We start from the raw sequence: 26,855 nt of genomic DNA, 5'->3' as shown, positions 1-26,855 counted from the left end.
TTATTTGCTCAATAAACCCGGTGCTATGCCTACCACAGTCACCAATGAACTAAAGCACGAAATTTGGCAGTTGTTGCGAGAATATCAGCAATCTCCGTCAGAAAACATCCGCAATCAACTGGTAAAACTCAATTTTGGACTTGTGAGAAAAGAAGCTCACTATTGGACAAATCAATGTCATGAAACCTACGATGATTTGCTCCAGGTTGGATGTTTGGGTTTAATCAGAGCTATTGAAAGATTTGAAATTTCCAAGGGACATGCCTTCAGTTCCTACGCTCTTCCTTATATTCGGGGTGAAATTCAACACTATCTCCGAGATAAAGGTGTCACCGTGCGAATTCCTCGGAAATGGTTAGCGCTCCAACAGCAAGCAATAGGAGTATCACGTTCTTGGCGTGAAAAACACAATCGCCAACCAACCGACTCGGAATTAGCAGCAGCACTGGAAATTTCTCCAAACGAATGGCAAGAAATTAAATTAGCATGGGTTAATCGCGCTCCCTTGAGTCTTGATGTGCCAATCCAAGATGGAGAAGAAGGTTCTACCTGCTTGGGAGAATTGGTTCCAGATCCTCACTATCGCAGCTTTCAACTGGCACAAGAAGACCAACTTCGCTTACAACAAGCGTTGGTTCAGCTAGAAAAACGCACCCGCGATGTGTTGGAATGTGTGTTTTTGCAAGATTTGACCCAAAAACAAGTTGCAGAACATCTGGGCATCAGTGTAGTAACGGTTTCCCGTCGAGTCAAGAAAGGACTGGATTTGATGAAAGAGCTTATGGGTGTGGCAGAAGATTGACTGCAAAAAACAAACCGCACTTATACTGGGTATGCAGTGCTAAAAATAACTCTTGAAATGTAAAAAATTAGGTTATAAAGGGAACATACTTTGCCTTTGATCCAAATTTTAGGCATGTTGATTTCCACTTTTCAATTTTCCAATGGCTTTTGAGAAAGGCTCATGGGCATAACTTCAAAAATTACAATTGCAGCTATTCTAACTTTGGCGCTCGCCGGATGTGCTTCTGAAGATACACCACAAGCCATCAATCCTGTGCCAGTTCCCAAAATAGCAAAAAAGTCGCCACCAGCGGCTCAATCCTTTCAGAATCCAGTGATACCGGCCAAACAGGTTTCACAAGTTAATCTTGCATCTGTTAGCTTGATTCAATCCACGAATGCCACAGAGCGGACACGGGAACTTGTGGTATCAAAAACTCGAAGCGATCCTTTTGCACAACTTTTCGGGCAGACTATTCCCGGAATGGCTAAAACATCTGGAAGACCAGTTCCCGTGGTGCCTAAGCTACCTACTGCATCACTAGCAGTACGAAAGCTTCCAACACGCAGCATCGCTTTAAATCCAAAGAAAAATAACGTTTCTTCTTTACCAAAAAAAGTCAATCCTACTTTGACTTCAGTGTTGCCTAAAGTTTTGCCTCAAGTTATCCCCAACCCGGCTTTAGTCTCTGTATTACCACCACCAGCACAGCCTGAGTTAGCAAGGGCAGTAGTTGTGACTGGTGTAGTTCTAATTAGTAAAGAACCGCAAGCAATTATCAAAGTACCGGATGAGCCGACAAGTCGGTATGTACAAGCGGGACAGCGATTAGCAAATGGCGTACTGATTAAACGTATTGAAATGAATCAGGGCTACAACCCCATCGTGATTTTGGAACAATATGGTATTGAAGTTGCCAAAATGGTAGGGGAAGGGACTGTCAAATCAACGTCGTCAGCTGCATCTGCTAGCGGCAATGCTATTTCAGTGACAACGCCCTCCCAAAATACGTTTAATGTGGGAGCTTCATAAAGATGGAGACTAAGGAAAAAGTTGAATTCGCTGGTTTGCCTTTAGCTATTTATAGAGAAATAGCAGCTCATTTACGTCAAGTCGAAGGGGTGGAAGTGGATTTAATTCCTCAGTCATCCCAACAGTTTGATTACAATCAAAGTCAAATTGCTGGCTTGAGCCTCTCGTGGACAGCAAACTCTAGCTTAGAAAATCGGCAACGAGTTAACCAGATTTTGGCTTACTATCAAAATCGCTATATGAATCCTATTTGATTTTTTGATTTGTGAGAATTGCAACCCGCAGAACCCCGACTTCTTTAATAAGTCGGGGTTCTTGTTGTTCATGAATCATTCTACAAAGCAGCGATGTCTCCGACGGGCTACGCCTACGCAGTAAGCATTATTTAACATAGGTTCATAAAGAATACTGTCTAACGACCTCACAACACGCAGCAAGGTGAGGATTTCAAAAAGCAACGTTATGATAATTAATGCATTAATCGAGCTTGGGTCTAATAATAAATAAGTTGGCACAAATAAACCTCCAGAGTACGGAGACGATTAATTGCCTCTGTACAGCAGTCAAGATCGATGGTTTTTGACTGTATATTTAGGTGCTGCATCCAACCAAAATCAGCCGTTGTACAAATTTCCATAAGGATAATTCAAGTGACTAGGACTAATTCAGACTTTCTTTCTTCCAGTGACCCGGCGATCGCAGGGTTAATTAACGACGAACTACAGCGTCAGCAAGATCACTTGGAATTAATTGCTAGTGAAAACTTTACGTCTGCTGCTGTACTGGCGGCTCAAGGTTCGGTACTGACAAATAAATATGCTGAGGGATTACCTGGTAAACGCTACTATGGCGGTTGTGAGTTTATCGACAAAATTGAGCAACTAGCGATCGACCGTGCTAAACAGATATTTGGGGCTGCTCATGCGAATGTGCAACCCCATTCTGGCGCACAAGCCAATTTTGCAGTGTTCCTGTCACTCCTAGAACCAGGGGACAAAATTATGGGGATGGATTTGTCTCATGGGGGACATCTTACCCACGGTTCCCCTGTCAATTTCTCAGGTAAGTGGTTCCAAGTTAGTCATTACGGTGTCAGTCAACAAACAGAACAACTTGACTACGATCAAATTCGCGAGCTGGCGCTGAGGGAGCGTCCTAAGCTCTTGATTTGTGGTTATTCGGCTTATCCCCGTGTAATTGACTTTGCAAAATTCCGTAGTATTGCTGATGAAATCGGCGCTTACTTACTTGCCGATATTGCTCACATTGCTGGTTTAGTTGCCACTGGTCTTCATCCCGACCCCATTCCTCACTGTCACGTAGTCACAACAACTACCCATAAGACTCTACGCGGCCCTAGAGGTGGTTTAATCTTGACTGGCGACGCAGAACTGGGTAAAAAGCTAGATAAATCTGTTTTTCCTGGCAGCCAAGGCGGGCCATTGGAACACGTTATTGCTGCCAAGGCAGTAGCTTTTGGAGAAGCCCTCAAGCCTGAGTTTAAAACTTATTCTGCCCAAGTGATTGAAAATGCTCGTGCTTTGGCCGAACAACTGCAAAACCGTGGTTTAAAATTAGTATCTAACGGCACTGACAACCATTTAATCTTGGTAGATTTACGCTCTGTAAGTCTAACTGGGAAACAGGCAGATCAGCTAGTCAGTACTGTAAATATTACTGCTAACAAGAATACTATTCCCTTTGACCCGCAGTCGGCATTTGTTACCAGTGGTCTGAGGTTAGGTTCGCCAGCAATGACCACGCGGGGCTTAGGAGTAGCAGAATTTACCGAGATTGCCAATATTATTAGCGATCGCCTACTTTCTCCAGATTCCGACGTAGTAACCCAAGATTGTCGGCAACGGGTAGCGGCATTGTGCGATCGCTTCCCCTTATATCCTCACCTGGAAATTCCTGTACCAGCATTAGCATAATTGGGCATGGGGCAATTCAATTTTAGATTTTAGATTGACGATTTTAGATTGAAATTTAATCCAAAATCCAAAATCTAAAATCTAAAATTCTTAATCCCCATTCCCCATTCCCTTTTCCCCCTTCCCTTTTCCCAATCCAATGAGTGCAGAAATTATTTGTGTTGGTACTGAACTATTGCTAGGAGATATCCTCAACGGCAATGCTCAATTTTTGGCGCAACAATTAGCCCAACTAGGCATTCCCCACTATTATCAAACAGTGGTTGGGGATAATCCAGAACGGTTGAAGCAAGTTATAGAAATTGCTATTTCCAGAGCGCAAATTCTTATTTTCACTGGTGGACTCGGCCCCACACCAGACGATCTTACCTGCGAAACCATCGCCGATTTTTTTAAAGTCCCGTTGGTAGAACGTTCTGACATTATCGAAGATATAACGCAAAAATTTGCCCAACGTGGTCGGGTTATGTCACCAAGTAACCGCAAGCAGGCTTTGATTCCTCAAGGTGCAGAAATTCTACCCAACCCCACTGGAACAGCACCCGGCATCATTTGGCAACCTCGTCCTGAAATCACGATTTTTACCTTTCCCGGTGTTCCCAGTGAAATGCACGTGATGTGGGAAGAAACAGCTGTGCCATTTCTCAAAAGTCAAGGTTGGGGTAAAGAAATTATTTACAGCCGGAGTTTAAAGTTTTGGGGTATTGGTGAATCTGCTTTAGCGGAAAAGGTTGCTTCGTATTTAAAGTTGCCAAATCCCACAGTCGCGCCTTATGCAGGTAAAGGGGAAGTTAGATTGCGAGTTTCTGCAAAAGCAAATTCAGAAGCAGCCGCAGAAGCCCTAATTGTGCCCATTGAAAAACAACTTAAAGAAATTGCCGGACTAGATTTTTATGGCGTTAATAATGATACTCTAGCTTCTGTAGTTGGTCAGTTGTTGCGGGCATCAAAGGAAACGCTTTCAGTGGCAGAATCTTGCACTGGTGGCGGTTTAGGGCAAATGTTGACTGAGATTTCTGGGAGTTCGGATTACTTTTGGGGTGGAGTAATTTCTTATGACAATTCCGTGAAGGTTAGGCTGTTGGGGGTTAACCAGGAAGATTTAGATAAATTTGGGGCGGTAAGTGCTACTGTTGCAGAGCAAATGGCTGTTGGAGTTAAAACCCGCCTTGCAACAACTTGGGGACTGAGTATTACTGGAATTGCTGGCCCAACCGGAGGAACAGATACAAAGCCAGTGGGTTTAGTTTACATTGGTTTAGCCGGGCCAAAGGATGAAGTGACAAGTTTTGAGTATCAGTTTGGTACTGTGCGATGTCGAGCTTTAATTCGTCATGTCAGTGCAAATGCAGCGTTGGATAATCTGCGCCGGAAGTTGTTGACGAGGTAGCAGGTATATTGTGTTTGTCATACAGATTGTATGACAAACGAACCTAACGATGCGAATTAATGCACGATTAGATGACGAGTATGCCATCAACTAGTCTTTATTCAACAGCAGACTAATCAAGCAGTAACGGATGTGATTAAATCTGCTATTGAGTTGTATTACCAGTGGCTTCAGCAGGAACAAAAAATGTGTTGTTGATGCTGATCCAAACAGATTCGGATCTATCTGTAAATTACAAGTCAATTCTGAGAGATGGCTTGAAAGCTAAGTCTGATTTCTGTGATTTCTCTACCCCCTTTCCAAGGAATTTCTAATTGAAATTTAGCATTGGCTTTGTAGTAGGTGTAGCACCGATCGGATGTTGGATTGGACTGAAGAAAAAATCAGAACGCAAACGCCCCAATTGTAAAAATTCAGTTGCGATCGCGTAACCGCCCGTTGGAAGCGATCGCAAGTTAATTAACTGAAGGGCGATCGCGGATGCTCAAAAACTATAAACTGTTTAATTCTACGTTTAATTCCTCAGAAATAATCTTTACTCAAAATTCAATCTATCAAAATAGTGAATTCATTTCATAACTATTGATGACAGAACTTCTATCTAGGGATCGATATCGCTAACAAGCTAAATGAAGTAGAAATAGTATACTAAATCACATGAGATTGTATTGTATGAAATCAAATTATGTTGCAAAACAGTTTTCCACCGTAAAACGCTGGATGGCCACAGCGCTGTTTTGTATGTTAGCGATCGCTTTCGTTTGGCAAGGGGCATTTTTCTCGAACACCTCAGCAATAGCCGATCCTGCTGGAACCTTGATTGCATCCTCAGACGCAAGCGATCGCGCTCAAGAGAAAGCTAGTAGAGATGCTGGACGAACCAAAAATTTCATTGATGATACGGCAGATAAGGTTAAGGATGCTGCCAAGAGCAATGCCAGTAAAGTTGACCAAGCAACAGACAATGGTAGCTTCGTTGAGCGCAAAGCAAAGAAAGATGCCGCTACAATTCAGAGAAGAGCAAATGAAGATGCATCTCGGACTAAAGAAGCAGTAGACAACACCAAGAATGTTGTTGAACGTACTGTTGAAAACATTAAAGATGCTTTTGGTAAATAGAGATATAGATATAGCAATCCTATTGGATTTGTAAAATATCGAAAGCTTGAAATTTCCGACTTCTTAAAGAGGTCGGAAATATTGTTGTTTGCGAGTAATTTCGGAAAATTTAAGGTTAGATCGATATTATTACAGCAATTTACAGGTAGTTAAACATTATGGTAGGGTAACACAGATAGCTCTGCATCCCTATAAGGGATTGTAATTAATGCTTCGTTTCCAGTTGGAGACTTTTAACGAGATATATATTAATAAATGAAGTTGAATAAAGTAATCAAGTAGCTTTAGATACATATTTGCCACAGTTATAAGAACTAGCGATCGTTGATAAAATTAGCTGCTGTCACCGAACCAGAGTAGAAACTATAGTTAAATAATTTACTAGCAATTATGCTAGATATATAGCTGTAAATAAAATATTTGACTTTCGTTTGTACTAACTTAAAGATGGCAAAATTGAGTAATCTGCTTAGGGAACTTCCGCAAATTACTCTTAAAAAAGTTGTTTTTATATACGCATTAGAGGCATTTTTTAAGTAGCATTACTCATGAGAAAGTGTGTTATAACTTTAACTGATTGCAATCTTATTTGACGAATTGTTAATGGTTAACAAATTTTTCACCATCGTCAATTAAGAAGTTATACTTTCCACTACAACTTAGTAACAATGTAAGAGTTTGATTCTGTGGACAACCCGACCGTGGGAAAATCAAAATACCGAGACTCGAAGTTAGAGAGGAAAACCTTATAATATGCATCTGAGCGAAATCACCCATCCTAATCAGTTGCACGGTTTATCTGTTCGCCAACTGCAACAGATTGCCCGTCAGATTCGAGATAAGCATCTTCAAACAGTAGCAGTTAATGGTGGACACTTGGGGCCAGGGTTGGGTGTTGTCGAATTAACACTAGGACTTTACCAAACACTGGACTTAGATCGGGATAAAGTTATTTGGGATGTAGGACACCAGGCTTATCCCCACAAACTGCTTACAGGACGTTACGATCGCTTCCACACCCTCAGACAAAAGGACGGAGTTGCGGGCTATCTGAAACGGGGTGAAAACAAGTTTGACCACTTTGGGGCTGGACATGCTTCTACAAGTATTTCAGCAGCTTTGGGCATGGCTTTAGCGAGAGACTTGAAAGGGGAAAAATTTAAAGCCGTTGCTGTGATTGGCGATGGCGCACTGACTGGAGGCATGGCTTTAGAAGCAATCAACCATGCCGGACACATGCCAAAAACGAACCTGTTGGTTGTTCTTAATGACAACGACATGTCCATATCTCGCAACGTCGGCGCGATTCCTCGCTATCTCAACAAAATGCGCCTCAGCCAACCGGTGCAATTTATTAAAGATAATCTTGAGGAACAGTTTAAGCAAATTCCCTTCGTGGGTGAATCCCTATCACCCGAACTCGGACGCATCAAAGAAGGTATGAAGCGTTTAGCTGTTCCGAAAGTAGGTGCAGTTTTTGAAGAACTCGGCTTTACTTACATTGGGCCAGTGGATGGGCATAATCTTGAAGAATTGATTGCTACCTTCCAACAAGCACATCAGATACCAGGCCCAGTTTTGGTACATGTAGCAACAGTAAAAGGCAAAGGTTATGAAATTGCCGAACTAGATCAAGTTGGCTACCACGCTCAAAGCCCCTTCAACGTCGCAACTGGCAAAGCCATTCCTTCTAATAAACCCAAACCCCCGGCTTATGCCAAAGTCTTTTCTCACACTCTGGTAAAACTTGCCGAACAAAACCCGAAAATCGTCGGCATTACTGCGGCTATGGCAACGGGGACAGGTTTAGATAAACTTCAAGCAAAACTGCCGAATCAATATATAGATGTCGGCATTGCGGAACAACACGCAATTACCTTAGCAGCAGGACTTGCAACCGAAGGAATGCGCCCCGTTGCAGCTATTTATTCTACTTTCTTGCAACGCGCTTACGATCAGATAATTCATGATGTCTGCATCCAAAACCTGCCAGTATTCTTCTGCTTGGATCGGGCGGGAATCGTCGGCTCTGATGGTCCCACCCACCAAGGTATGTATGATATTGCCTATCTGCGTTGCATTCCCAACATGGTAATCATGGCCCCCAAAGATGAGGCAGAACTGCAAAGCATGGTAGTAACTGGTGTTGAGCATACCAGCGGCCCGATCGCAATGCGCTATCCTCGTGGCAATGGCTACGGCGTTCCATTGATGGAGGAAGGTTGGGAACCTTTGGAAATCGGCAAAGGCGAGATTCTGCGTACTGGTGATGATGTGTTAATTGTTGCTTATGGCACAATGGTCTATCCAGGAATGCAAGCTGCTGAAATTCTCAGCGAACATGGCATTGAAGCAACTGTAATTAATGCCCGTTTCGTTAAGCCTTTGGATACCGAGTTGATTTTGCCTTTAGCGAAGAAAATCGGCCGTGTTGTCACTTTAGAAGAAGGCTGTGTCATGGGTGGCTTTGGTTCTGCGATCGCCGAGGCTTTACTAGATGCAGATATTCTCGTTCCTGTCAAGCGATTTGGTGTACCAGATGTGTTGGTAGATCATGCTGAACCCAATGAATCTAAGACAGAACTAGGTTTAACTAGTCATCAAATAGCAGAGAGAGTATTGCAAGCTTTCTTTAAACGGCAACTATCTGCTGTAGTTTAGTTTACTTATCAACAGTATTATCTAAAAATAACCCCTATAAAAGGGGTTATTTTTATGAGAAGATTAGCGATCGCTATTTCTACTCACTCTTCACCAATTGCAATAAAATTAAAAGCTGACTTTTCTTTGGGATTATTTTGTAATTCGTAATTGGTAATTAAGGCAATAGAGGCGATTTATCCCGTCTTTTTTTATTGCGGAAAACACCGAAATTAGAAAGCAAACTGGAGTTTGCGAGAGCAATATCTCTTTTTGCTTGCTAAATCTAGCGAAATGAGAAAGCATTTAAGCATTTTGAGAAAGCAATTAGTCATTTTGCTTGCTAAATCTACTGAAATGAGAAAGCATTTAAGCATTTTGAGAAAGCAATTAGGTATTTTAAGAAAGCAATTAGCCATTTTGAGAAAGCAATTAGGTATTTTGAAAAAGTAACCAGCAAATATACTTAATAATTAAAAATTGCGCTTGCATAAAATAAGGTCGGCGTTTAGATAACTGAATAACTTTCAATGGTATCTCTGAACCGTAACTAAGCAGAAAGGATTTATAAAGTATCAAGATGACAAATAGCTGTAACGATGAATACAAACTGATTTGTCATAATAATTCTGTATAAAGATACGCCTATAGTGTAGTGCAAGAAATAAATAACGAACCGCCAAAAGCGCCAATTACCCCTTCGCGAAGCGTCGCGAAGAGAAGAAATAAGAAATTAAGGGGTTTGGCGCAGCTTTGTAAAAAAACGATATTACATTAAAGTTTGAAGCATATTTATTGCCTTAAACTATAGAAAAGCAAGCATATTTTTTATAAAATTTTAAGATTCTTAACTTTAAATTTACGATCTTTAACTAGAGTAGATAAAAAAGAATTTCTTAAAAATTTATTTTAAATTTACCGCAGAGCTTGAATAGTATTATGTTTCCTTAAAATACAATTGCTGCTATAAATAAAACAATGCACTTACATAAAGTCTAATAAATTACTGTAAAAATCCGGCAGCATTTACTTAGTCGTAATTTTAGAACCGTGCAAATTCATCCTCACTCGGAATTTAACCAAAACCGCGATCGCCGTGAACAGGGTTTGCAGAAATTGCTCGACCGCCTTGTTAAATCAATTCAACGCGATGAGTTAGTCCGGCAAACAACAAATCAACTCAGAGAATCGCTTCAGGTTGATCGGGTGGTGTTGTATTATTTTTACAGTCAGTGGGAAGGGCAGGTGACTTTTGAATCTTTGAGTTCTCAAGAATTCTCAATACTTGGTTCCACTGGCCCAGATGATTGTTTTAACAATGAGTATGCTGCTTTATACTTAGCAGGACGCGTAAGAGCGATCGCTGATATTGAATTAGAGCCAATCCAGCCTTGTCACCGAGATTTTCTTCGCAATTTGCAGGCTCGCGCTAACTTGGTTGTCCCAATTGTCATCCCTAGAGGATTATGGGGATTGCTAGTAGCACATCAGTGTCAAGGGCCTCATTATTGGTCGCCATCAGATATAAAAATGATGCAAACAGGCGCACAAACTCTAGCAACAGATCGTAATATTCTGGAGAGTTAAAAAGGCGGTTAATAAAAAGGGCGGTTAGAAACCGCGTCTACACAGGCAAAACCTACCTCCGTGGGTTATAAACCCTGAATTTTTCATGATTTCCTCGGAGGCGGATGAGAGTTTGTATAGCCGCGAATTCGATTCGCCGCGGCTTTTACTGATTTTTCTAGTTAAGGAGAAAAAACTGTGAAATTTGCTTACACGGTTATTTGGGTAGACGATGTAGTTAAAACCGTTGAGTTTTACGAAAAAGCCTTTGGTCTAGTTCGCCGTACTGTCCAGGATAAAGGACAATCTATCTGGGCGGAAATCGAAACCGGAAACACCACGCTAGCTTTCTCCTCTAGTAGCGAAGCACAAAAGTTATTTCCTGGTGGCTGCCATCCCAACGACGCTACACAACCACCGGCATTAATCCAAATATCATTTATTACTCCTGATGTAGGCAGTGCTTATATGAGAGCGATCGGTGCTGGTGCAAAAACATTAGATGCTCCTAAAACCCAGCCTGGGGGAAAAACTATTGCTCGTGTCCGCGATCCCAATGGTGTGCTGGTGTCATTGATGAGTGGCTAGTATTGCTTCTCTGCGAGACACTACGCTTAATTCGTAATTGTAATTACCATTGCGTAAGGGTTTTACTAATTCGGGCTTCAAACAAGCAAAACTATAATTACCATAGCCTCTAGCTATGTTCCATACTTCTATGACTCACCTTCTAACACTGAAACTGAAGATCAGAAAAGCGTTTTAACCCGATTGGAGTGCGCGATCGCCTTTTAGCAAGACGAAACCCACTAGGGTAAATTACGATGCTGCGTTTCTTGGCTGATGAGAACTTTAATAATCAGATTATCCGTGGTGTTTTGGGTCGTAACAGTAATATTGATATTGTCCGTGTTCAGGATGTTGGATTGACTGAAGCAGACGATCGAGGAAATTTTGTTGCTAGATAAATGTAGTTTAGAAGGAGAATGGCAAGGACAAGTCTGGTTCTTGCCTTTGCGTTAACGATTGGAGGCGATTAATTTGACTGACGTTGGCGTAACGTGTCGTCGTTGGTAAGCATTTGTTTTTTGTAGTCCCCAATCTAAAATCTGAAATTTTATGGATTCCAATGCTTTGCTGTGTGCAGCGATCGCCAATCACATTACCACCAGTCCTCAACAACGAATTACTTTCGCCCAATTCATGGAAATGGCATTATACCACCCTGAATACGGCTACTATTCCAGCGATGCAGTCAAAATAGGTTTTAAAGATAGTGATTTTTTTACCTCTCCCAACCTCTGTTCTGACTTTGGTGAATTACTAGCAGAACAATTTTTGCAAATGTGGGAGATTTTAGGAAAACCTGTACCCTTTTCTCTGGTAGAAATGGGAGCAGGTCAAGGACTGCTAGCTTTGCATATCCTGAAATATCATCAACAACACTACCCAGATTTTTTTACGGCGCTAGAGTACATCATTGTTGAAAAGTCTCCAACTTTAAGACAAGAACAGCAGCAACGCTTGCAAGATTTCCCTGTACGTTGGTGTAATTTGGAGGAGATACCACCAAATGCGATCGCTGGTTGCTTTTTTTCTAACGAGTTAGTAGATGCGTTCCCCGTGCATCAATTTATTCTAGAAGCGGGAGAACTCCGAGAAATTTATGTAACTACAGATAGTAATCAGAAAGAAACCTGCTCATCATTTGTAGAAGTCACAGGGGAACCTTCAACGCCCCAACTAGCTGAATATTTAGACTTAGTGGAAATGAACTTTACCCAAAGTGCATATCCAGATGGCTACCGTAGTGAAATTAATTTAGCTGCTCTAGACTGGTTGAGTATAGTAGCAGACCGCTTGCAGCACGGCTATGTGTTAACAATTGATTATGGCTACCCCGCCAGGCGTTACTACAATCCCAGGCGATCGCAAGGAACGTTACAGTGCTATTATCACCACCGCTTCCATGACAATCCTTATATTAATATTGGCCGACAAGATATAACTGCCCATGTTGACTTTACAGCTTTGGAACGCTGGGGTGAAAAGTACAATTTAAAAAATGTTGGTTTTATCCAGCAGGGATTATTTTTGATGGCATTGGGGTTAGGCGATCGGATTGCAGCCCTTTCCGAGCAAAAGCAACCTCTCTCGCAGTTACTACAACATCGGGACGCACTACACCAACTTATAGATCCTACAGGACTCGGCGGCTTTGGAGTCTTAATTCAGAGCAAAGGTCTGGAAAATACAGAAATTTCTCAACGATTAAAAGGATTGATTCTGCCAGAGTAAGCGTAAAGAAAGAAAAGTTAAAACTCTATTTAAGAATGCAGTATCAGTCTTATTTAGACTAGCATAACAGTGATTACTGTAAAGCTAAACACATTACCAAAGTAATAATTATGTCCACTCATGACTTGTTAATGCTAGCAACACTACTTACTCCCGGTATTTTACTTTCAGTGATAATTATGTTGACTTTTGCTGCCGGTGGTTGATTGCCAGAGTTAGGGAGTAACAAAACTGGATTTAGGATTGTATCTTAAATTTAAAATAACTACTTCCCCACTAAATTTGAATCAAACAATGCGATGTTCATAATGGGCTATGACGCTCGATGACTCGCTCTCAGCGTTGGCGCAGCCTCTCATAGAGACGCTACACCAACGCTATCGGTGACGCTGTATTAAAGGAACGTAAAAAATGAAGGTGGCATTTCTGGGAACTGGACTGATGGGACTACCAATGGCTCAAAGGTTATTAGCCGCAGATATACAGCTAGTTGCCTACAATCGTACCCCAGAAAAATTAGCACCACTACAAGCAGCTGGGGCTGAAATTGCGACACATCCCCGCCACGCCATTCGTGCTGCTGAGTGCGTAATTCTCATGTTGACTAATGCCCCAGCTATTTATAATGTGTTGCTTTCAGATACTGCTTGGCAAACTCTGGAAGGGCGCACGATCGTCCAAATGGGAACAATTACGCCCACAGAAAGCCAGGAAATTAGAGATGCTGTTGTTGGGGGTGGTGGTGAGTACTTAGAAGCGCCCGTATTAGGGAGTATCCCAGAAGCAAAAGCTGGCAAGTTGAGTGTTATGGTAGGGGCCGAGCCAGAACAATACGAACGCCACTTGAAGTTACTTCAAAATTTTGGGACAGAACCTTTACTTATCGGGCCAGTGGGATCTGCGGCGGCACTTAAATTGGCACTAAATCAACTAATAGCTTCTCTAACAACTAGCTTTGCTCTGAGTTTAGCTTTTGTCCAGCGTCAAGGTGTCAATGTCGATGTGTTTATGCAAATCTTGCGCGACAGTCCCCTCTACGCAGCTACCTTTGACAAAAAGCTACAACGGATGTTAGATGGCAATTATGCCGATCCCAATTTCCCTACAAAACACTTGCTTAAAGATACGGAATTATTTATCTCAGAAGCGAAATCTCAGAACTTGGATCTCAGCAGTATTAAAGGAGTGCGGCAAATCTTGCAAACAGCTGCGAAAATGTCATTTGCTGATGATGATTACTCATCACTATTTTCAGTCATTAAGGAATGGGGAGAAGCGATCGGCGAATAAAGACTTTAAGCTCATCTCACGCCTGAAGGCAGTGGGAAACTAGGCGTTAACAGCTACGTATAAAGGGTTTTTACTGAAGCTTGAAGCATTCATTTTTGCATTTACTGTTCGACAAGCATTTATTGAATGAGCAAATTATGATACTCTAAACTGGTTCAATAATTGTCTTTTTGATTCAGTCGAAGTTGGGGTTGTGCGTAGTGCAACCCCAACTTGTGGTGTGCATAGGCATAGCCCGCCGCAGGCATCGCATGAATCGACGGACGCAAAAAACCTAGAATTTGATAACCCGCAACTTGGATTAATAGACGATCACTGACCATTAATAGTAGTTGAGCGAGGAAATGGTAAAGATTCAGGCGCAGACGAAGGCTGAGGTTCAGGTTGAGGATTGAGAAAATCCTGCCAAGTCTTAATTTGCTCTTGCGCTGCACTGTAAGCAGCACTACCGCGTGGAATCGATTTGGCAATGTCAATGCCTCTGGCAATATCAGACTGACCTTGAGTGCGTGCTATTTCTAACAATTGCTGACTCCATTGGTCAATAGCCTGATTCGCATCCATACGTAAAATGCTATTATTTGAAACTCGATCCGCCAGTCGTATTGCCTCAACCAAGGCTTCTGGAGTGCCAGCTGCCCCCACTTCCTGGGCTTTTTTCCAGTTTTCTCTAGTGCGAATTTGCCCTTCCCAATCATCGATCGCAGCTTGTGCTTCTTGTGAAAGCGCCCTTCCCGATGAGGCAATTTGTTGAGCTGTGCTAATGGCGGCGGTGAGATTGCCACTCTGGGCTAGTTCTTGTGCTCGATCTAAGTAAGGTTGGTCTTGAATTCGCTCAATCTTTCCTACCCAAGTACGAATTCTTTTCCGTGCTTCTGGATATAATGCACGACCTCTACGAATTTCACTCGCTTGGGCGATCGCAGCTTGCAAAGAGTTAATATCCTCGAATATTGCTATCTGATCGGCGCGGTCTAAGTAAGGTTGGTCTTCAATTGTCTCCACTTGGGCATTCCAGCGACCTATCTCTTGTCTGGCTTCTGCGCCTCTAGGGTTACTAGCAGGAATCAGCTGTACTTGGGCGATCGCTGCTGTTAAATTCGGGATTGTTCCCTGGCTAGCTAATATTCTTGCTTTTTCCAGATGGGCAACATCTTCAATTTCCAACTGCCAACGAGCAATTAGTTGCTGTGCTTCGTTATACACTGGTCTGGAGGGATCGATTTGTTGTGCTTGAGCGATCGCTGCCTCTAAACCAGAAACATTACCGATCCAAGCACTCCTTTTCGCGTCAGCTATGGCAATAAAATCATCAGTTTCGCCTTGTAGTTTCGTACTTTCCGGTATTTGCCTAGCAATATTCAGCGCTTCATCCGCATCTTTTTTATCTAGTTTCGCCTGTGCCAATTCCAGCATTTTACGTCCAAATGCCGGAACCGCTTCCTGAGCTTTTTGGTAAAGGTAACTTTCCTGCCCAATGGACTCGGCTAACTTGATCGCTTCTAGGATATTATCGACTACTTTGCTGTTTGCTAAACTTTCGGCTTTTCCTAACTTATCGCCATCTTCTCGTGCTGTGGCAATTAGACGATTCAATTGGTCGTATTTAGTACCCGCCCAGTATTCATTGTCTACGCGCAGCATTTTAGCGGATAACATGAACGCCGATTGCCAGCGCCGTTCCTTTACTTCGGCGATCGCACCGTTGTATGTGGCTTCAGCCTTTGACCAAATTAACTGCCACTTGTCAATTTGTTCATCGACTAATTTATACGCTGCCACATCTTCAGGTATCTTACGAGCAGTCGCGATCGCTTCCTCTAAATTCCCAGTTTGGAAACTTTGATCGGCTAGTTTCAAAATATCCCGCGACCATTCTTCGATGAAACGATTGATTTCTCCATGCAACGGGTGATTTTGTGGTAGTTGCTTCACCAGAGCGATCGCTTGCAATAGGTCGTTCACTGTTTGCTTAGAAGCCGCTAACTGAGCGCAATGTAGCCGCACAGAAGCACTAGCTAGCGGCCAGAAAATTGAGGGGCAATTAGGGGCAGCTGGTAACTTGAACAGCATTGCCATTGCCAAGAATCCGACACTGCCGGGAATCAACATTAGTAGTACTAGCCACAATGTCCAGCTTTTCATCCAGCGCGGCCATTTTCCAGAAGTACTATTGAGTTGGGCAGTTTCTTGTGAATTACTATTTATTGGTAATCCTTTCTTATGGTTTTTTTTTCGCCGCTTCACTGACTTGGAGGTAGAACCAGTAGCTGGGACATCAAATGGCTGAGTTTCACCGAATTGTTCTGTTCGGGATAATCTTTTGCTTTGATCTGGCTCTCTTCCACTGGCTGAAGACCAACTGTCTGGAATATCCCGCTCTGTCATCTCTCACACCAAAATAATTGAATAGCGCTCTGTTTTAGGTTGATAATTCCATTGTTGACATAGTAACTTTCTCATCATTAAAAAGCTACTTTTTTGATTATCTCTCTCCCCAGAGTACCATTATCAATCTCAAAAATCAGTGCTATTTTATACTTTATCCTCAAACAGCAGATTCGGCTTGCAAATCGGAAATTAGTTGAGCTAACTGATCGCTACTTGCCTGGTAGACGTTGCCGCAAAAGTCGCAAGTTGCTTCAGCACCATCATCTTTAAGAATCATATCTTGCAGTTCAGCTTCTCCCAAAATCTTCAGTGCCCCTAAAACGCGATCGAAAGAGCAACCACAGTGGAAGCGCAACATTTGGCGTTCGGAAAAGATTTCTAAGCCCATGTCTCCCAACAAGTCATCAAAGATTTCAGGTAACGTCTTGCCAGCTTGCAACAATGGCGTAAATCCTGCTAGACCAGCAACCCGTGATTCCAACGTTTCTACTAAGGCTTCGTCTCTGGCGGCTTTGGGCAATACTTGTATCAGTAATCCTCCAGCAGCAGTTACTCCGGCTGCTCCCACGAACACACCTAAAACTAAAGCCGAAGGTGTTTGTTCGGAATTCACCAGATAATGAGCTATATCATCACCAATTTCGCCAGAAACTAGTTCTACCGTACTAGAGTAAGGATAACCATAACCGATATCCCGCACAACGTAGAGGTAGCCGCCACCCACAGCACCACCAACATCTAATTTACCTTTGGCGTTGGGAGGCAATTCTATAGATGGATTGCCGACATATCCGCGTACTGTACCATCTAAGCCTGCGTCTACTAATATGCCACCCAAAGGCCCATCGCCCTTTACCCGAACATTTACCCTCGATCCAGCCCGCTTCATACTAGAGGCCATTAACAAGCCCGCCGTCATAGTCCGACCCAGTGCTGCCGTTGCCACATAAGAAAGCTTGTGGCGCTGCCGTGCTTCTTCTGTTAAACGTGTGGCGATCGCACCTACGGCACGAATTCCACCTTCGGCTGCTGTTGCACGAATTAACTGATCCGCCATGAATAACCTTACATTTCTTAACAAGTTCACTTTTTCTATTCTAAGTTCTCTGCTGCGAGAATAGTCACTTAGTCATAATCAGTGATTGTATTTGCAATATTAGAAATAGCGATGTCTTATCTTTAGGTAATCCGAGAAAAATGCTGGGTAATTTTCAACAAAGCCAACTACGGATTGAAATCGAAGCATCAACAGATGCAATTCGTGACAGTCTACTGCATCCCGTGCAACTAAAAAAATGGCTTTTAGGGCAACGTTTTGCGCCAGGAATGCCAGAAGAACTGCTTCCCGGATTCCAGTTTACAACCTGGACTGGGCCAGTCGCGATTCATCATCAAGTAAATGTTGTCAAATCCAACTGCCTTCGCTTAGTACTCAGCGGAGGCATTGACGGGTTCCACGAATGGTACTGGGGAGAAGGTTGGGTACAGTCCCGCTTGGAAGGAATTTCAATTTTGCCCTTGAATTTGGGTCAAACACTCAGCTTGTTGAGCTTGCGTCAGTTTTTAGCAACTCAAGAACGTTTAATTAACTGAACGTAGAAAAGGGATTTTCCTTGGCTCTATGGCTAGCCCTTTCAAGGTAACTCCAAAAATCTCTTTTTTCTCTCTTTGCCACGGACACTTTGCTCAAGCAGGGAAACCGGCTCATGCAAGTGTCCTCCTCTGTGGCTCTGCGATTTACAGCAGTTTTCATTTGCATGAAGTACAAAGTTACGGGTTTTGAGGCAGGAGGCAGGGGGCAGGAGGCAGGAGGCAGGAGGCAGAAACTCTTTATATCTGATGAATCAGTCCTGCATTTTGTACCTCACTTACTTGCAATCTGCTGTAAAAGTACTTTATCTAAGGACTCTAGACGCAGAGAACATAGAATTGCATAGATTAAAATTCTTAAACTCCTTGTGCAGCATATTGTCCACTTTCTAAACTCGTAGTAATTAGTTTTCCCTTGACCAATTTCTAGCGGCTATCAGTGCCATCATCATATTTCAGGTATTCTTCAAACGCTAGTTTTTGGGTAGTTATAGCAATTGCTTCCCCTTTTAAATTTTTACCTTGGTTTTACGACTAATACTGAACAATTAGCTTCTTCTACAACTTGACTGCTAACTGAACCCTGAACAATTCGTTTCATCCCCATCAAGCCCCGACTGCCAATTACGATCAAGTCAGTTTTATAAATATTGGCAAGACGAATAATCTCTTCAGCGGGATCGCCAGTTACTAACTCTAACTCACTTCTGGCTGATAACTTTTCCTGATATAATTGCAGTTGCTTTTCAATATGAAAATAAGAAAACGTTGGGGACTCTGGCTGAGGGCGATCAGCAGGTAGTTCCATTTCTGACTCTGGTGTGAGAAACACATGACAGAGAATAACCTTGGCGTCTTTTGAAAACACCAAACTATCTAAAGCTTGAATTACTCGTTCTGAAATATCCGAACCGTCCAGAGCTACCAAAACACTATTTAGCACTGCTCTCGTCTCCTAAAGAGTAGACCCCTTACATACATAAGTATCTAGCAAAATTAGTCGGCAGTGACACTAAACTAATTTTTTATCTGACAACTTAAGTTTATATATTTGAGGCTACGCCATAGGTCGGCGAGTTTTACGCCACTTTCATACGAACGAGTTGTAGTAACTTTTCTGGAGAAGCTTTTCACGAGTTTCTCCAGAAACTACTGTCGGCAATGCCCAACTCGTGCTTAAAGGGCAGCTGAAGGTACGATAGCAAATGGTGTGCTTTAGCGTAGCTTACCGTAGGTATCGTTATCCAAACTTTCAGTTATCAAAAAAATTAAGCATTCCAAATCACTATTCTTGCTGAATTCGGCGTCGGACTGAATCAGCATGGGAAGGTAAACCTTCTGCTGTTGCTAGTACATCTATGGCACCAGCCACATTTTGCAGTGCAGTTTGGGAGTATTGAATAATACTAGAGTGTTTCAGAAAAGTTTCAACACCCAATGCCGAAGCATAGCGGGCAGCACCAGAAGTTGGCAAGGTATGATTAGGACCTGCCAAATAGTCTCCTACAGCTTCTGGTGTTGAGTAACCCAAAAAGATTGCCCCAGCGTGACGAATCTGTGGTAAAAGTGCCCAAGGGTCTTTGACTTCTAATTCCAGGTGTTCGGGGGCAAATTCATTTGAGAGTTCTGCTGCGGCCTGGAGCGATTCCACAACGATAATCAAGCCGTAGTGAGCGATCGCTTTTTCTGTGTCTATTCGCCGTGGGTGATCCACTAACTGTCTTTCCAAGGCTAATTGCACGTTTTTCGCCAAAGCCGCATCTGTCGTCAGCAAAACCGCTGCCGCCATTGGATCGTGTTCGGCTTGGGCTAGCAAGTCAGCAGCTACATGCACCGGATTTGCGCTTTCATCGGCAATCACCAGCACTTCGCTGGGGCCTGCCAAAGAATCAATGCCAACGGTGCCATAGACAAGTTTTTTCGCTAGGGTGACATAAATATTACCAGGCCCAGTAATCACATCCACTTTCGGAATTGTTTCTGTGCCATAGGCTAAAGCAGCGATCGCTTGTGCGCCCCCAATACGATAAATTTCTTGCACCCCTGCTTCTTGGGCAGCTACCAAGACTGCTGGGTTAATAGCACCCCCTGGACCTGGTGGTGTTACCATCACCACGTGCGGTACAGCAGCAACATGAGCCGGAATTGCATTCATTAGCACTGTACTGGGATAGGCGGCACGGCCACCAGGTACATACAACCCGGCTCGGTCTACAGGGGTGTAGCGTTTGCCCAGTACTACTTCATCGTCACCAAAGTGTACCCAGCTTTTTGGTACTCGCTGACGATGAAACGCTTCAATTTGGCGGCAAGCTAGCCGAACTGCACTCAACAACTCTTTTGATACCTGCTGATAGGCTGCATCCAGTTCCGAGCCTGTAACTCGGAGTTCTTCTGCTTTCAGGGTTTGTTTGTCAAATTCGTCCGTGTAATGCAATACAGCTTTGTCGCCTTGGCGCTTCACTGCTTGCAAAATTTCCCGCACCGTTGCTTCTTTGTGAAGTACCTGTTCGTCATGGGTGCGATCGCAGATCCGTTGTAGTTCTGCTCTAACGTCTGCCTGCTGAGTAATAATTCGCAGCATGGAGTAAGGACAATGCCAAAATTATAATATTGCCACCTGAGATTTAGTATTGCTCTTGACCCACTGGGGTGTGCAAGCTGACTCTAATTCTCTTCTCTAGCTTAACCTGGATTTTTTTGATACTCTCAAGGCTACCAGCGTATAGTTTGCTTGAGAAGGCGACTTAATTGCTCAATCCGACAAGCCTTAACTGGCTAGCGGCAGGAAGCAGGTGTGCCATTTCCCGCTACCCTTACACCCTTTCCCTCAATTCTTATGGGGTGCAGATGGTGTGTTTACACATCCAAATTCCCTGAATTTACAGGGGCTAGGGTCTGAGTATAATTTTTACTTATTTCCCTAACTTTTAGTAGTTAATGTCTGTACAGGCACGATATATTGTATCGGTTCTATACTTGATAATCCCTGAAATTTAGCTTTTTACAGTTCCTGCCTCTAAATAATACATCTGGTTTACGGACAAATTATATTTATCTGCAATCACATTGCTTAATCAGGTTGTGATGAGTTAGGGTGACATTTATTTAGATATATCTTATTTTAACGCATTTCCTCAATTGACGAAATACTGAATTGGCGAGTAGAGACTGTGGAACTAATAATAATATTGATATTGACGATCTTCATTCATCCCCAATAACTAATCCCATAATTTTTTTAGGAAATTATAACATTGGCAATTTGGATGCTATATTAGTAAGTCTAGTAGTGTGTGTACATAATTAATAATCGTATTTTTGGAATTGACTGTGGCGAATACAAAGTCTGCTCTTAAGCGTGCCCAAATCGCAGAACGTAACCGACTGCGTAATAAATCTTACAAATCAGCAGTCAAGACGCTGATGAAAAAATACCTCAATGCTGTAGCTGCTTATACAGCTAATCCTACCCCAGAATTAAAACAAGAAGCACAGGCTCGGTTATCTGAGGCTTATGGGAAAATTGATAAGGCGATTAAACGAGGTGTTCTTCACCCAAACAATGGGGCAAGGAAAAAATCCAGATTGGCTCACAGACTAAAACCCCTCACACAAACACCTGAGTAGTCATTGGTAATTTGTCCTTAGTCATTAGTCATTGGTAACAAAACAAACGACAAATGACGAAGGACAAAAAAGATAGACGCGCCAGCGGCTTGCCGTAGGGTAGGACATAAAGATGCAACTGATAGACACGCACGTACATCTCAACTTTGATAGTTTTCAGCCGGATTTAGCAATAGTGCGCTCGCGGTGGCAAGAAGCAGGTGTAGTGCGTTTAGTGCATTCCTGCGTTCACCCGGAGGAGTTTTCCAGTATTCAATCCATAGCCCAAGAGTTTCCCGAAATTAGTTTTGCTGTAGGATTACATCCTTTAGATGCTGATAAATGGAATAGCGAGACAGCTGAGAAAATCAAAACTTTAGCGAGTTCTGACTCAAATGTGGTAGCAATTGGAGAAATGGGGCTGGATTTTTACAAAGCTGATAACTATGAACAACAGTATCTGGTGTTCGAGTCCCAGTTGGCGATTGCAGCTGAACTAAACTTACCAGTGATTATCCACTGCCGTGATGCTGCCGTGGCAACCAAAGAAGTGTTGCAAAAATGGCGACAACTCAAAGGAGAAAGAGTGCGGGGTGTGATGCATTGCTGGGGAGGAACGCCGGAAGAAACTCAATGGTTTCTCGATTTAGGCTTTTATATCAGCTTTAGCGGAACAGTTACATTCAAAAATGCCAAAGCAATCCAATCTTCTGCGGCGATGGTGAGTAGCGATCGCCTACTGATTGAAACAGACTGCCCATTTCTCGCTCCAGTTCCGAAACGGGGCGAGAGGCGAAACGAGCCTGCCTACGTACTTTATGTAGCCGAGCAAGTAGCAAAACTGCGTCAGGAAACGGTAGAGGAGATCGCTCATCAAACCACCCAAAATGCTTGTGAATTATTCGGTCTGTCAATATCAAGTGTGTCCTAGTGTCTTTTATTAAGTTGTGTTAAAAAAATAAACCTATAGGGGGACAAAAATATGCTAATATTATTCCCTCAAAAACATTTTGCTTGCGCCATAATAATAAAGGAAGGAGCATAAAACTTCTCATCTTAATTTTCCATACTGTTATGGCTTGCCCATCCTCAAAATCTCTACAAGCGGATGCTCTCCACGCATGACTAACTGTACCGACCTAAATTGAGCTAGACTTTTGCACAACATCGGTTTAGTGTTTATTGAATCTATTCAAAATCGTTAAACAAAAATTGCCTTGTGAGTATAATCCAGCAAAATGAAGTGATTCTGATTTCAAATCGACAAGGTGCGGATCGTTCCCTCAGTCTTAGGATATCTAAGAATATCACTGAGAGTATCAACAGCGGGGTGGATTTTAAACACACTGTGTAGAGCTGCGTCAGCGAATTAACGCGCTTTTTGGAGGGGAAGTGAAGAAAGTAAATCAAATTCAGGAATATTTTAACTGGATATTCTTTTTGAAATGGGCGTTGGGGAGCCAGTGCGTTGAGTGGGTTTGCCGACTTGTACCGCTTCAAGGAAGTAAGCTATGCATAGCGTCTGCAACAAGAGAAGCAACTGGCATCATTGGGCATGAGATGCAGGGGGAAAAAACTTTCAGCAAGTTTTCCCCCGATCCTATAGTACCGAGTACCCATTACTTAGTCCCTATTAGGGGTGATTGCTTCCTTGTCAAAATTGCTCATTGCAGCCAGATTTAATCGCTGGAGTCTACACCCATAAATTACAAGTGTCTAAGAAAAAGTTCCCAAACAGCTAAGGACACTAGCTAGCAGTGGGAAGCGTCAAAAAACAGTGTCCAAGGGAAAATTGTACCAGGTTGACAAAGGAAGAGGCATGACTAAAGAAACATATATGGAACCCGCCTTTCTGTTGCCCGACTTGATTGAAATCCAGCGGTCAAGCTTTCGCTGGTTTTTAGAAGAAGGGCTGATAGAAGAACTGAACTCCTTTAGTCCTATTACAGATTATACGGGTAAATTAGAACTGCACTTTTTGGGTCATAACTACAAACTCAAGGAGCCAAAGTACAGCGTCGAAGAAGCCAAACGGCGGGATAGTACTTATGCTGTCCAAATGTATGTTCCCACACGTCTAATTAATAAAGAAACCGGGGAAATCAAAGAGCAAGAGGTATTCATTGGTGATTTGCCTTTGATGACCGATCGCGGCACGTTTATTATTAACGGAGCCGAGCGAGTAATTGTCAACCAGATAGTGCGATCGCCAGGTGTCTATTACAAATCAGAAATAGACAAAAACGGCCGACGCACTTATTCAGCTAGCTTAATTCCCAACCGAGGAGCATGGCTGAAATTTGAAACAGACCGTAACGATTTGGTGTGGGTACGCATTGATAAAACCCGGAAACTCTCGGCCCAGGTACTATTAAAAGCTTTAGGTTTATCAGATAACGAAATCTTTGACGCCTTACGCCACCCCGAATATTTCCAAAAAACCATCGAAAAAGAAGGGCAATTTTCTGAAGAAGAAGCCCTGATGGAATTATATCGGAAACTGCGTCCTGGTGAACCACCCACAGTCCTAGGCGGACAACAACTCTTAGACTCTCGTTTCTTTGACCCGAAACGTTATGACCTTGGTCGTGTCGGACGGTATAAGCTCAACAAAAAATTGCGCCTTTCTGTCCCAGATACCATGCGTGTGCTGACTCCTGGCGATATTTTGGCGGCTGTAGATTACCTGATCAACCTAGAGTATGATATTGGTAACATTGACGACATCGACCACTTAGGGAACCGTCGGGTGAGAAGCGTCGGTGAATTGCTGCAAAACCAAGTAAGAGTTGGCTTAAATCGCCTAGAGAGAATCATTCGAGAGCGGATGACGGTATCCGATGCAGAAGTGCTAACTCCCGCTTCCTTGGTGAACCCCAAACCATTGGTAGCAGCAATTAAAGAATTCTTTGGTTCCAGTCAGTTAAGTCAGTTCATGGATCAAACCAATCCTCTGGCGGAACTGACCCACAAACGCCGTTTGAGTGCCCTTGGTCCTGGTGGTTTAACTCGCGAACGCGCTGGCTTTGCCGTGCGGGATATTCACCCTAGTCACTATGGACGCATTTGCCCCATTGAGACACCAGAAGGTCCTAATGCCGGATTGATTGGCTCCTTGGCAACCCATGCGCGGGTTAATCTGTATGGCTTCCTCGAAACACCATTTAGACCTGTAGAAAATGGGCGAGTCAGATTCGATCTGCCTCCAGCCTATATGACAGCCGATGAAGAAGATGACTTACGGGTTGCTCCTGGAGATATTCCTGTAGATGAAACTGGGCACATTATTGGACCACAAGTGCCAGTCCGGTATCGCCAAGAATTTTCCACCACAACACCAGAACAGGTGGATTACGTAGCAGTATCTCCCGTACAGATTGTATCGGTAGCAACCAGCATGATTCCTTTCTTGGAGCATGATGACGCTAACCGAGCGCTGATGGGATCGAACATGCAACGGCAAGCAGTCCCCCTACTCAAACCAGAGCGTCCTTTGGTAGGTACTGGTTTGGAAGCTCAAGGAGCAAGAGACTCTGGGATGGTGATTGTATCGCGTACTGATGGCGATGTCACTTATGTAGATGCTACAGAAATTCGCGTCCGTCCTAAACCTAACACCCCCGAAATTAAATACATCCTTTCCAAGTACCAACGTTCCAACCAAGACACCTGTTTAAATCAGAAACCTCTCGTCCGCATTGGTGAAAAGGTTGTTGCTGGTCAGGTATTGGCTGATGGCTCCTCCACCGAAGGTGGTGAATTGGCGCTAGGACAAAATATCGTCGTTGCCTATATGCCTTGGGAAGGGTACAACTACGAAGATGCAATTTTAATCTCTGAAAGACTGGTGCAGGATGATGTCTACACCTCAATTCACATTGAAAAATATGAAATTGAAGCCAGACAAACAAAACTGGGGCCAGAAGAAATTACCAGAGAAATTCCCAATGTCGGGGAAGATGCCTTGCGCCAATTGGATGAACAGGGAATCATTCGCATTGGGGCGTGGGTAGAAGCTGGTGATATCTTGGTAGGAAAAGTCACACCCAAAGGGGAATCTGACCAACCGCCAGAAGAAAAACTATTGCGAGCTATATTCGGTGAAAAAGCACGGGATGTGCGGGATAATTCCCTGCGAGTACCAAACGGTGAAAAAGGTCGCGTAGTTGATGTGCGCTTGTTTACTCGCGAACAAGGCGATGAACTGCCACCAGGAGCCAATATGGTAGTCCGGGTGTATGTTGCCCAAAAACGCAAAATCCAAGTTGGCGACAAAATGGCAGGACGCCACGGTAATAAAGGGATTATTTCTCGGATCTTACCGGCGGAAGATATGCCTTATTTGCCCGATGGTTCACCAGTGGACATTGTACTTAACCCCTTGGGCGTACCCAGCCGGATGAACGTCGGACAAGTATTTGAATGCCTCTTGGGTTGGGCTGGTCAAACCTTGGGAGTGCGATTTAAGATTACTCCCTTTGATGAAATGTACGGAGAAGAGTCATCTCGCCGAATCGTGCATGGCAAATTGCAAGAAGCACGAGACGAAACAGGGAAAGATTGGGTATATAACCCAGATAACCCAGGCAAAATCATGGTGTATGACGGTCGTACAGGTGAACCCTTTGACCGAGCAATCACCATCGGTGTGGCTTACATGCTGAAGCTGGTGCATTTGGTGGATGATAAGATTCACGCCCGTTCCACAGGCCCATACTCACTGGTGACTCAGCAACCCTTGGGTGGTAAAGCACAACAAGGTGGTCAGAGGTTTGGAGAAATGGAAGTGTGGGCATTGGAAGCCTTTGGTGCAGCTTACACCTTACAGGAATTGCTCACAGTTAAATCTGACGATATGCAAGGACGGAATGAAGCGTTAAATGCGATCGTTAAAGGTAAGGCAATTCCTCGACCTGGAACCCCAGAATCCTTTAAGGTGCTAATGCGCGAGTTGCAATCATTGGGGTTAGACATTGCCGTTCACAAAGTAGAAACCCAAACAGACGGCAGTTCCCTAGATGTAGAAGTCGATTTGATGGCAGACCAATCAGCCCGTCGTACACCTCCTCGACCAACTTACGAATCTCTTTCCCGCGAATCGCTGGACGATGACGAATAAGGAGTGATGAGTGCTGAGTGCTGAGTGCTGAGTATTAAAAAACTCAGTAATTGGCATTTAGCACTTGTATATCTCTTAATTCAAACCTTAAAA

22 protein-coding genes are annotated in these 26,855 nt (G+C 43.3%); 17 read left to right on the top strand and 5 right to left on the bottom strand.

Annotation, left to right across the window (positions count from 1 at the left end; genetic code table 11):
* Positions 1–25: 25 nt before the first annotated feature.
* The 13 genes from V7K45_RS30180 (at position 26) to V7K45_RS30120 (ending at position 14,053) form a co-directional block, all read left to right on the top strand.
* Complete coding sequence (locus V7K45_RS30180) at positions 26–802, top strand: RNA polymerase sigma factor SigF (protein ID WP_322713663.1); 777 nt, start codon at positions 26–28, stop codon at positions 800–802.
* 162 nt (positions 803–964) lie between these two features.
* Complete coding sequence (locus tag V7K45_RS30175; RefSeq protein ID WP_335009245.1) at positions 965–1,816, top strand: hypothetical protein; 852 nt, start codon at positions 965–967, stop codon at positions 1,814–1,816.
* 2 nt (positions 1,817–1,818) lie between these two features.
* Positions 1,819–2,070: a hypothetical protein gene (locus tag V7K45_RS30170; protein ID WP_335009243.1), complete on the top strand. Its 252-nt coding sequence runs from the start codon at positions 1,819–1,821 to the stop codon at positions 2,068–2,070.
* A gap of 396 nt (positions 2,071–2,466) precedes the next feature.
* Positions 2,467–3,750: a serine hydroxymethyltransferase gene (gene glyA / locus V7K45_RS30165; protein ID WP_335009241.1), complete on the top strand. Its 1,284-nt coding sequence runs from the start codon at positions 2,467–2,469 to the stop codon at positions 3,748–3,750.
* Positions 3,751–3,889: 139 nt separating this feature from the next.
* Positions 3,890–5,140 carry a competence/damage-inducible protein A gene (locus V7K45_RS30160; protein WP_335009239.1) on the top strand — a complete coding sequence of 417 codons (1,251 nt, stop codon included), beginning with the start codon at positions 3,890–3,892 and terminating at the stop codon, positions 5,138–5,140.
* Between the two features lie 672 nt (positions 5,141–5,812).
* Entirely contained in the window at positions 5,813–6,259 is a 447-nt protein-coding gene (locus V7K45_RS30155; protein WP_335009237.1) for a hypothetical protein, read from the top strand.
* 753 nt (positions 6,260–7,012) lie between these two features.
* Positions 7,013–8,920, top strand: coding sequence for a 1-deoxy-D-xylulose-5-phosphate synthase (gene dxs / locus V7K45_RS30150; RefSeq protein WP_335009235.1), 1,908 nt, complete (start codon positions 7,013–7,015; stop codon positions 8,918–8,920).
* Positions 8,921–9,172: 252 nt separating this feature from the next.
* A complete protein-coding gene (locus V7K45_RS30145; RefSeq protein WP_335009233.1) occupies positions 9,173–9,352 on the top strand; it encodes a hypothetical protein in 180 nt (59 codons plus the stop codon).
* 597 nt (positions 9,353–9,949) lie between these two features.
* Positions 9,950–10,486, top strand: coding sequence for a GAF domain-containing protein (locus V7K45_RS30140; RefSeq protein ID WP_335009231.1), 537 nt, complete (start codon positions 9,950–9,952; stop codon positions 10,484–10,486).
* 177 nt (positions 10,487–10,663) lie between these two features.
* Complete coding sequence (locus V7K45_RS30135; RefSeq protein ID WP_335009230.1) at positions 10,664–11,053, top strand: VOC family protein; 390 nt, start codon at positions 10,664–10,666, stop codon at positions 11,051–11,053.
* 236 nt (positions 11,054–11,289) lie between these two features.
* Complete coding sequence (locus V7K45_RS30130) at positions 11,290–11,433, top strand: hypothetical protein (protein ID WP_335009228.1); 144 nt, start codon at positions 11,290–11,292, stop codon at positions 11,431–11,433.
* A gap of 151 nt (positions 11,434–11,584) precedes the next feature.
* Positions 11,585–12,763 carry a class I SAM-dependent methyltransferase gene (locus V7K45_RS30125; protein ID WP_335009226.1) on the top strand — a complete coding sequence of 393 codons (1,179 nt, stop codon included), beginning with the start codon at positions 11,585–11,587 and terminating at the stop codon, positions 12,761–12,763.
* Positions 12,764–13,174: 411 nt separating this feature from the next.
* On the top strand, positions 13,175–14,053 hold the full coding sequence (locus V7K45_RS30120; protein WP_335009224.1) for an NAD(P)-dependent oxidoreductase: 879 nt from the start codon (positions 13,175–13,177) through the stop codon (positions 14,051–14,053).
* A 155-nt stretch (positions 14,054–14,208) separates the two neighbouring features.
* Here V7K45_RS30120 and V7K45_RS30115 read toward each other — a convergent pair whose 3' ends face one another.
* The 3 genes from V7K45_RS30115 to hslO all read right to left on the bottom strand — a co-directional run bounded on the left by V7K45_RS30115 (position 14,209) and on the right by hslO (position 17,501).
* Positions 14,209–14,376, bottom strand: a complete 168-nt coding sequence (locus V7K45_RS30115; RefSeq protein ID WP_335009222.1) for a hypothetical protein — start codon at positions 14,374–14,376, stop codon at positions 14,209–14,211.
* Positions 14,366–16,441: a chromosome segregation ATPase gene (locus V7K45_RS30110; protein WP_335009220.1), complete on the bottom strand. Its 2,076-nt coding sequence runs from the start codon at positions 16,439–16,441 to the stop codon at positions 14,366–14,368. The genes V7K45_RS30115 and V7K45_RS30110 overlap by 11 nt, the downstream gene beginning before the upstream one ends.
* Before the next feature lie 160 nt (positions 16,442–16,601).
* Positions 16,602–17,501 (bottom strand): Hsp33 family molecular chaperone HslO, encoded by a 900-nt coding sequence (gene hslO / locus V7K45_RS30105; protein WP_335009218.1) that lies wholly within the window; start codon positions 17,499–17,501, stop codon positions 16,602–16,604.
* 140 nt (positions 17,502–17,641) lie between these two features.
* Between hslO and V7K45_RS30100 the strand changes: the two genes are divergently transcribed.
* Positions 17,642–18,037 (top strand): hypothetical protein, encoded by a 396-nt coding sequence (locus V7K45_RS30100; RefSeq protein ID WP_335009216.1) that lies wholly within the window; start codon positions 17,642–17,644, stop codon positions 18,035–18,037.
* A 514-nt stretch (positions 18,038–18,551) separates the two neighbouring features.
* Here V7K45_RS30100 and V7K45_RS30095 read toward each other — a convergent pair.
* Positions 18,552–18,977, bottom strand: a complete 426-nt coding sequence (locus V7K45_RS30095) for a universal stress protein (protein WP_322674420.1) — start codon at positions 18,975–18,977, stop codon at positions 18,552–18,554.
* 342 nt (positions 18,978–19,319) lie between these two features.
* Positions 19,320–20,618 (bottom strand): histidinol dehydrogenase, encoded by a 1,299-nt coding sequence (gene hisD, locus V7K45_RS30090; protein WP_335009213.1) that lies wholly within the window; start codon positions 20,616–20,618, stop codon positions 19,320–19,322.
* A gap of 749 nt (positions 20,619–21,367) precedes the next feature.
* Between hisD and rpsT the strand changes: the two genes are divergently transcribed.
* The 3 genes from rpsT to rpoB all read left to right on the top strand — a co-directional run bounded on the left by rpsT (position 21,368) and on the right by rpoB (position 26,762).
* Positions 21,368–21,664, top strand: a complete 297-nt coding sequence (gene rpsT, locus V7K45_RS30085) for a 30S ribosomal protein S20 (protein WP_335009211.1) — start codon at positions 21,368–21,370, stop codon at positions 21,662–21,664.
* A 112-nt stretch (positions 21,665–21,776) separates the two neighbouring features.
* The gene (locus V7K45_RS30080; protein ID WP_335009209.1) at positions 21,777–22,574 is read left to right on the top strand and encodes a TatD family hydrolase; all 798 of its coding nucleotides are present in this window, start codon (positions 21,777–21,779) and stop codon (positions 22,572–22,574) included.
* Positions 22,575–23,462: 888 nt separating this feature from the next.
* Entirely contained in the window at positions 23,463–26,762 is a 3,300-nt protein-coding gene (gene rpoB, locus V7K45_RS30075) for a DNA-directed RNA polymerase subunit beta (RefSeq protein WP_335009207.1), read from the top strand.
* Positions 26,763–26,855 lie beyond the last annotated feature (93 nt).

The organism is Nostoc sp., assembly GCF_036917375.1.
Classification (GTDB): Bacteria; Cyanobacteriota; Cyanobacteriia; order Cyanobacteriales; family Nostocaceae; genus Nostoc.
Note: the sequence above shows the minus strand (reverse complement) of the source record. Positions and strands in the feature narration are given on the sequence as shown.

Bases quoted from the DNA above. Each gene is read 5' to 3' on its own strand.
- V7K45_RS30180 (WP_322713663.1), top strand. From the start codon at position 26: ATGCCTACCACAGTCACCAATGAACTAAAGCACGAAATTTGGCAGTTG.
- V7K45_RS30175 (WP_335009245.1), top strand. From the start codon at position 965: ATGGGCATAACTTCAAAAATTACAATTGCAGCTATTCTAACTTTGGCG.
- V7K45_RS30170 (WP_335009243.1), top strand. From the start codon at position 1,819: ATGGAGACTAAGGAAAAAGTTGAATTCGCTGGTTTGCCTTTAGCTATT.
- V7K45_RS30160 (WP_335009239.1), top strand. From the start codon at position 3,890: ATGAGTGCAGAAATTATTTGTGTTGGTACTGAACTATTGCTAGGAGAT.
- V7K45_RS30155 (WP_335009237.1), top strand. From the start codon at position 5,813: ATGAAATCAAATTATGTTGCAAAACAGTTTTCCACCGTAAAACGCTGG.
- dxs (WP_335009235.1), top strand. From the start codon at position 7,013: ATGCATCTGAGCGAAATCACCCATCCTAATCAGTTGCACGGTTTATCT.
- V7K45_RS30130 (WP_335009228.1), top strand. From the start codon at position 11,290: ATGCTGCGTTTCTTGGCTGATGAGAACTTTAATAATCAGATTATCCGT.
- V7K45_RS30125 (WP_335009226.1), top strand. From the start codon at position 11,585: ATGGATTCCAATGCTTTGCTGTGTGCAGCGATCGCCAATCACATTACC.
- V7K45_RS30120 (WP_335009224.1), top strand. From the start codon at position 13,175: ATGAAGGTGGCATTTCTGGGAACTGGACTGATGGGACTACCAATGGCT.
- V7K45_RS30115 (WP_335009222.1), bottom strand. From the start codon at position 14,376: ATGGTCAGTGATCGTCTATTAATCCAAGTTGCGGGTTATCAAATTCTA.
- V7K45_RS30110 (WP_335009220.1), bottom strand. From the start codon at position 16,441: ATGACAGAGCGGGATATTCCAGACAGTTGGTCTTCAGCCAGTGGAAGA.
- hslO (WP_335009218.1), bottom strand. From the start codon at position 17,501: ATGGCGGATCAGTTAATTCGTGCAACAGCAGCCGAAGGTGGAATTCGT.
- V7K45_RS30100 (WP_335009216.1), top strand. From the start codon at position 17,642: ATGCTGGGTAATTTTCAACAAAGCCAACTACGGATTGAAATCGAAGCA.
- hisD (WP_335009213.1), bottom strand. From the start codon at position 20,618: ATGCTGCGAATTATTACTCAGCAGGCAGACGTTAGAGCAGAACTACAA.
- V7K45_RS30080 (WP_335009209.1), top strand. From the start codon at position 21,777: ATGCAACTGATAGACACGCACGTACATCTCAACTTTGATAGTTTTCAG.
- rpoB (WP_335009207.1), top strand. From the start codon at position 23,463: ATGACTAAAGAAACATATATGGAACCCGCCTTTCTGTTGCCCGACTTG.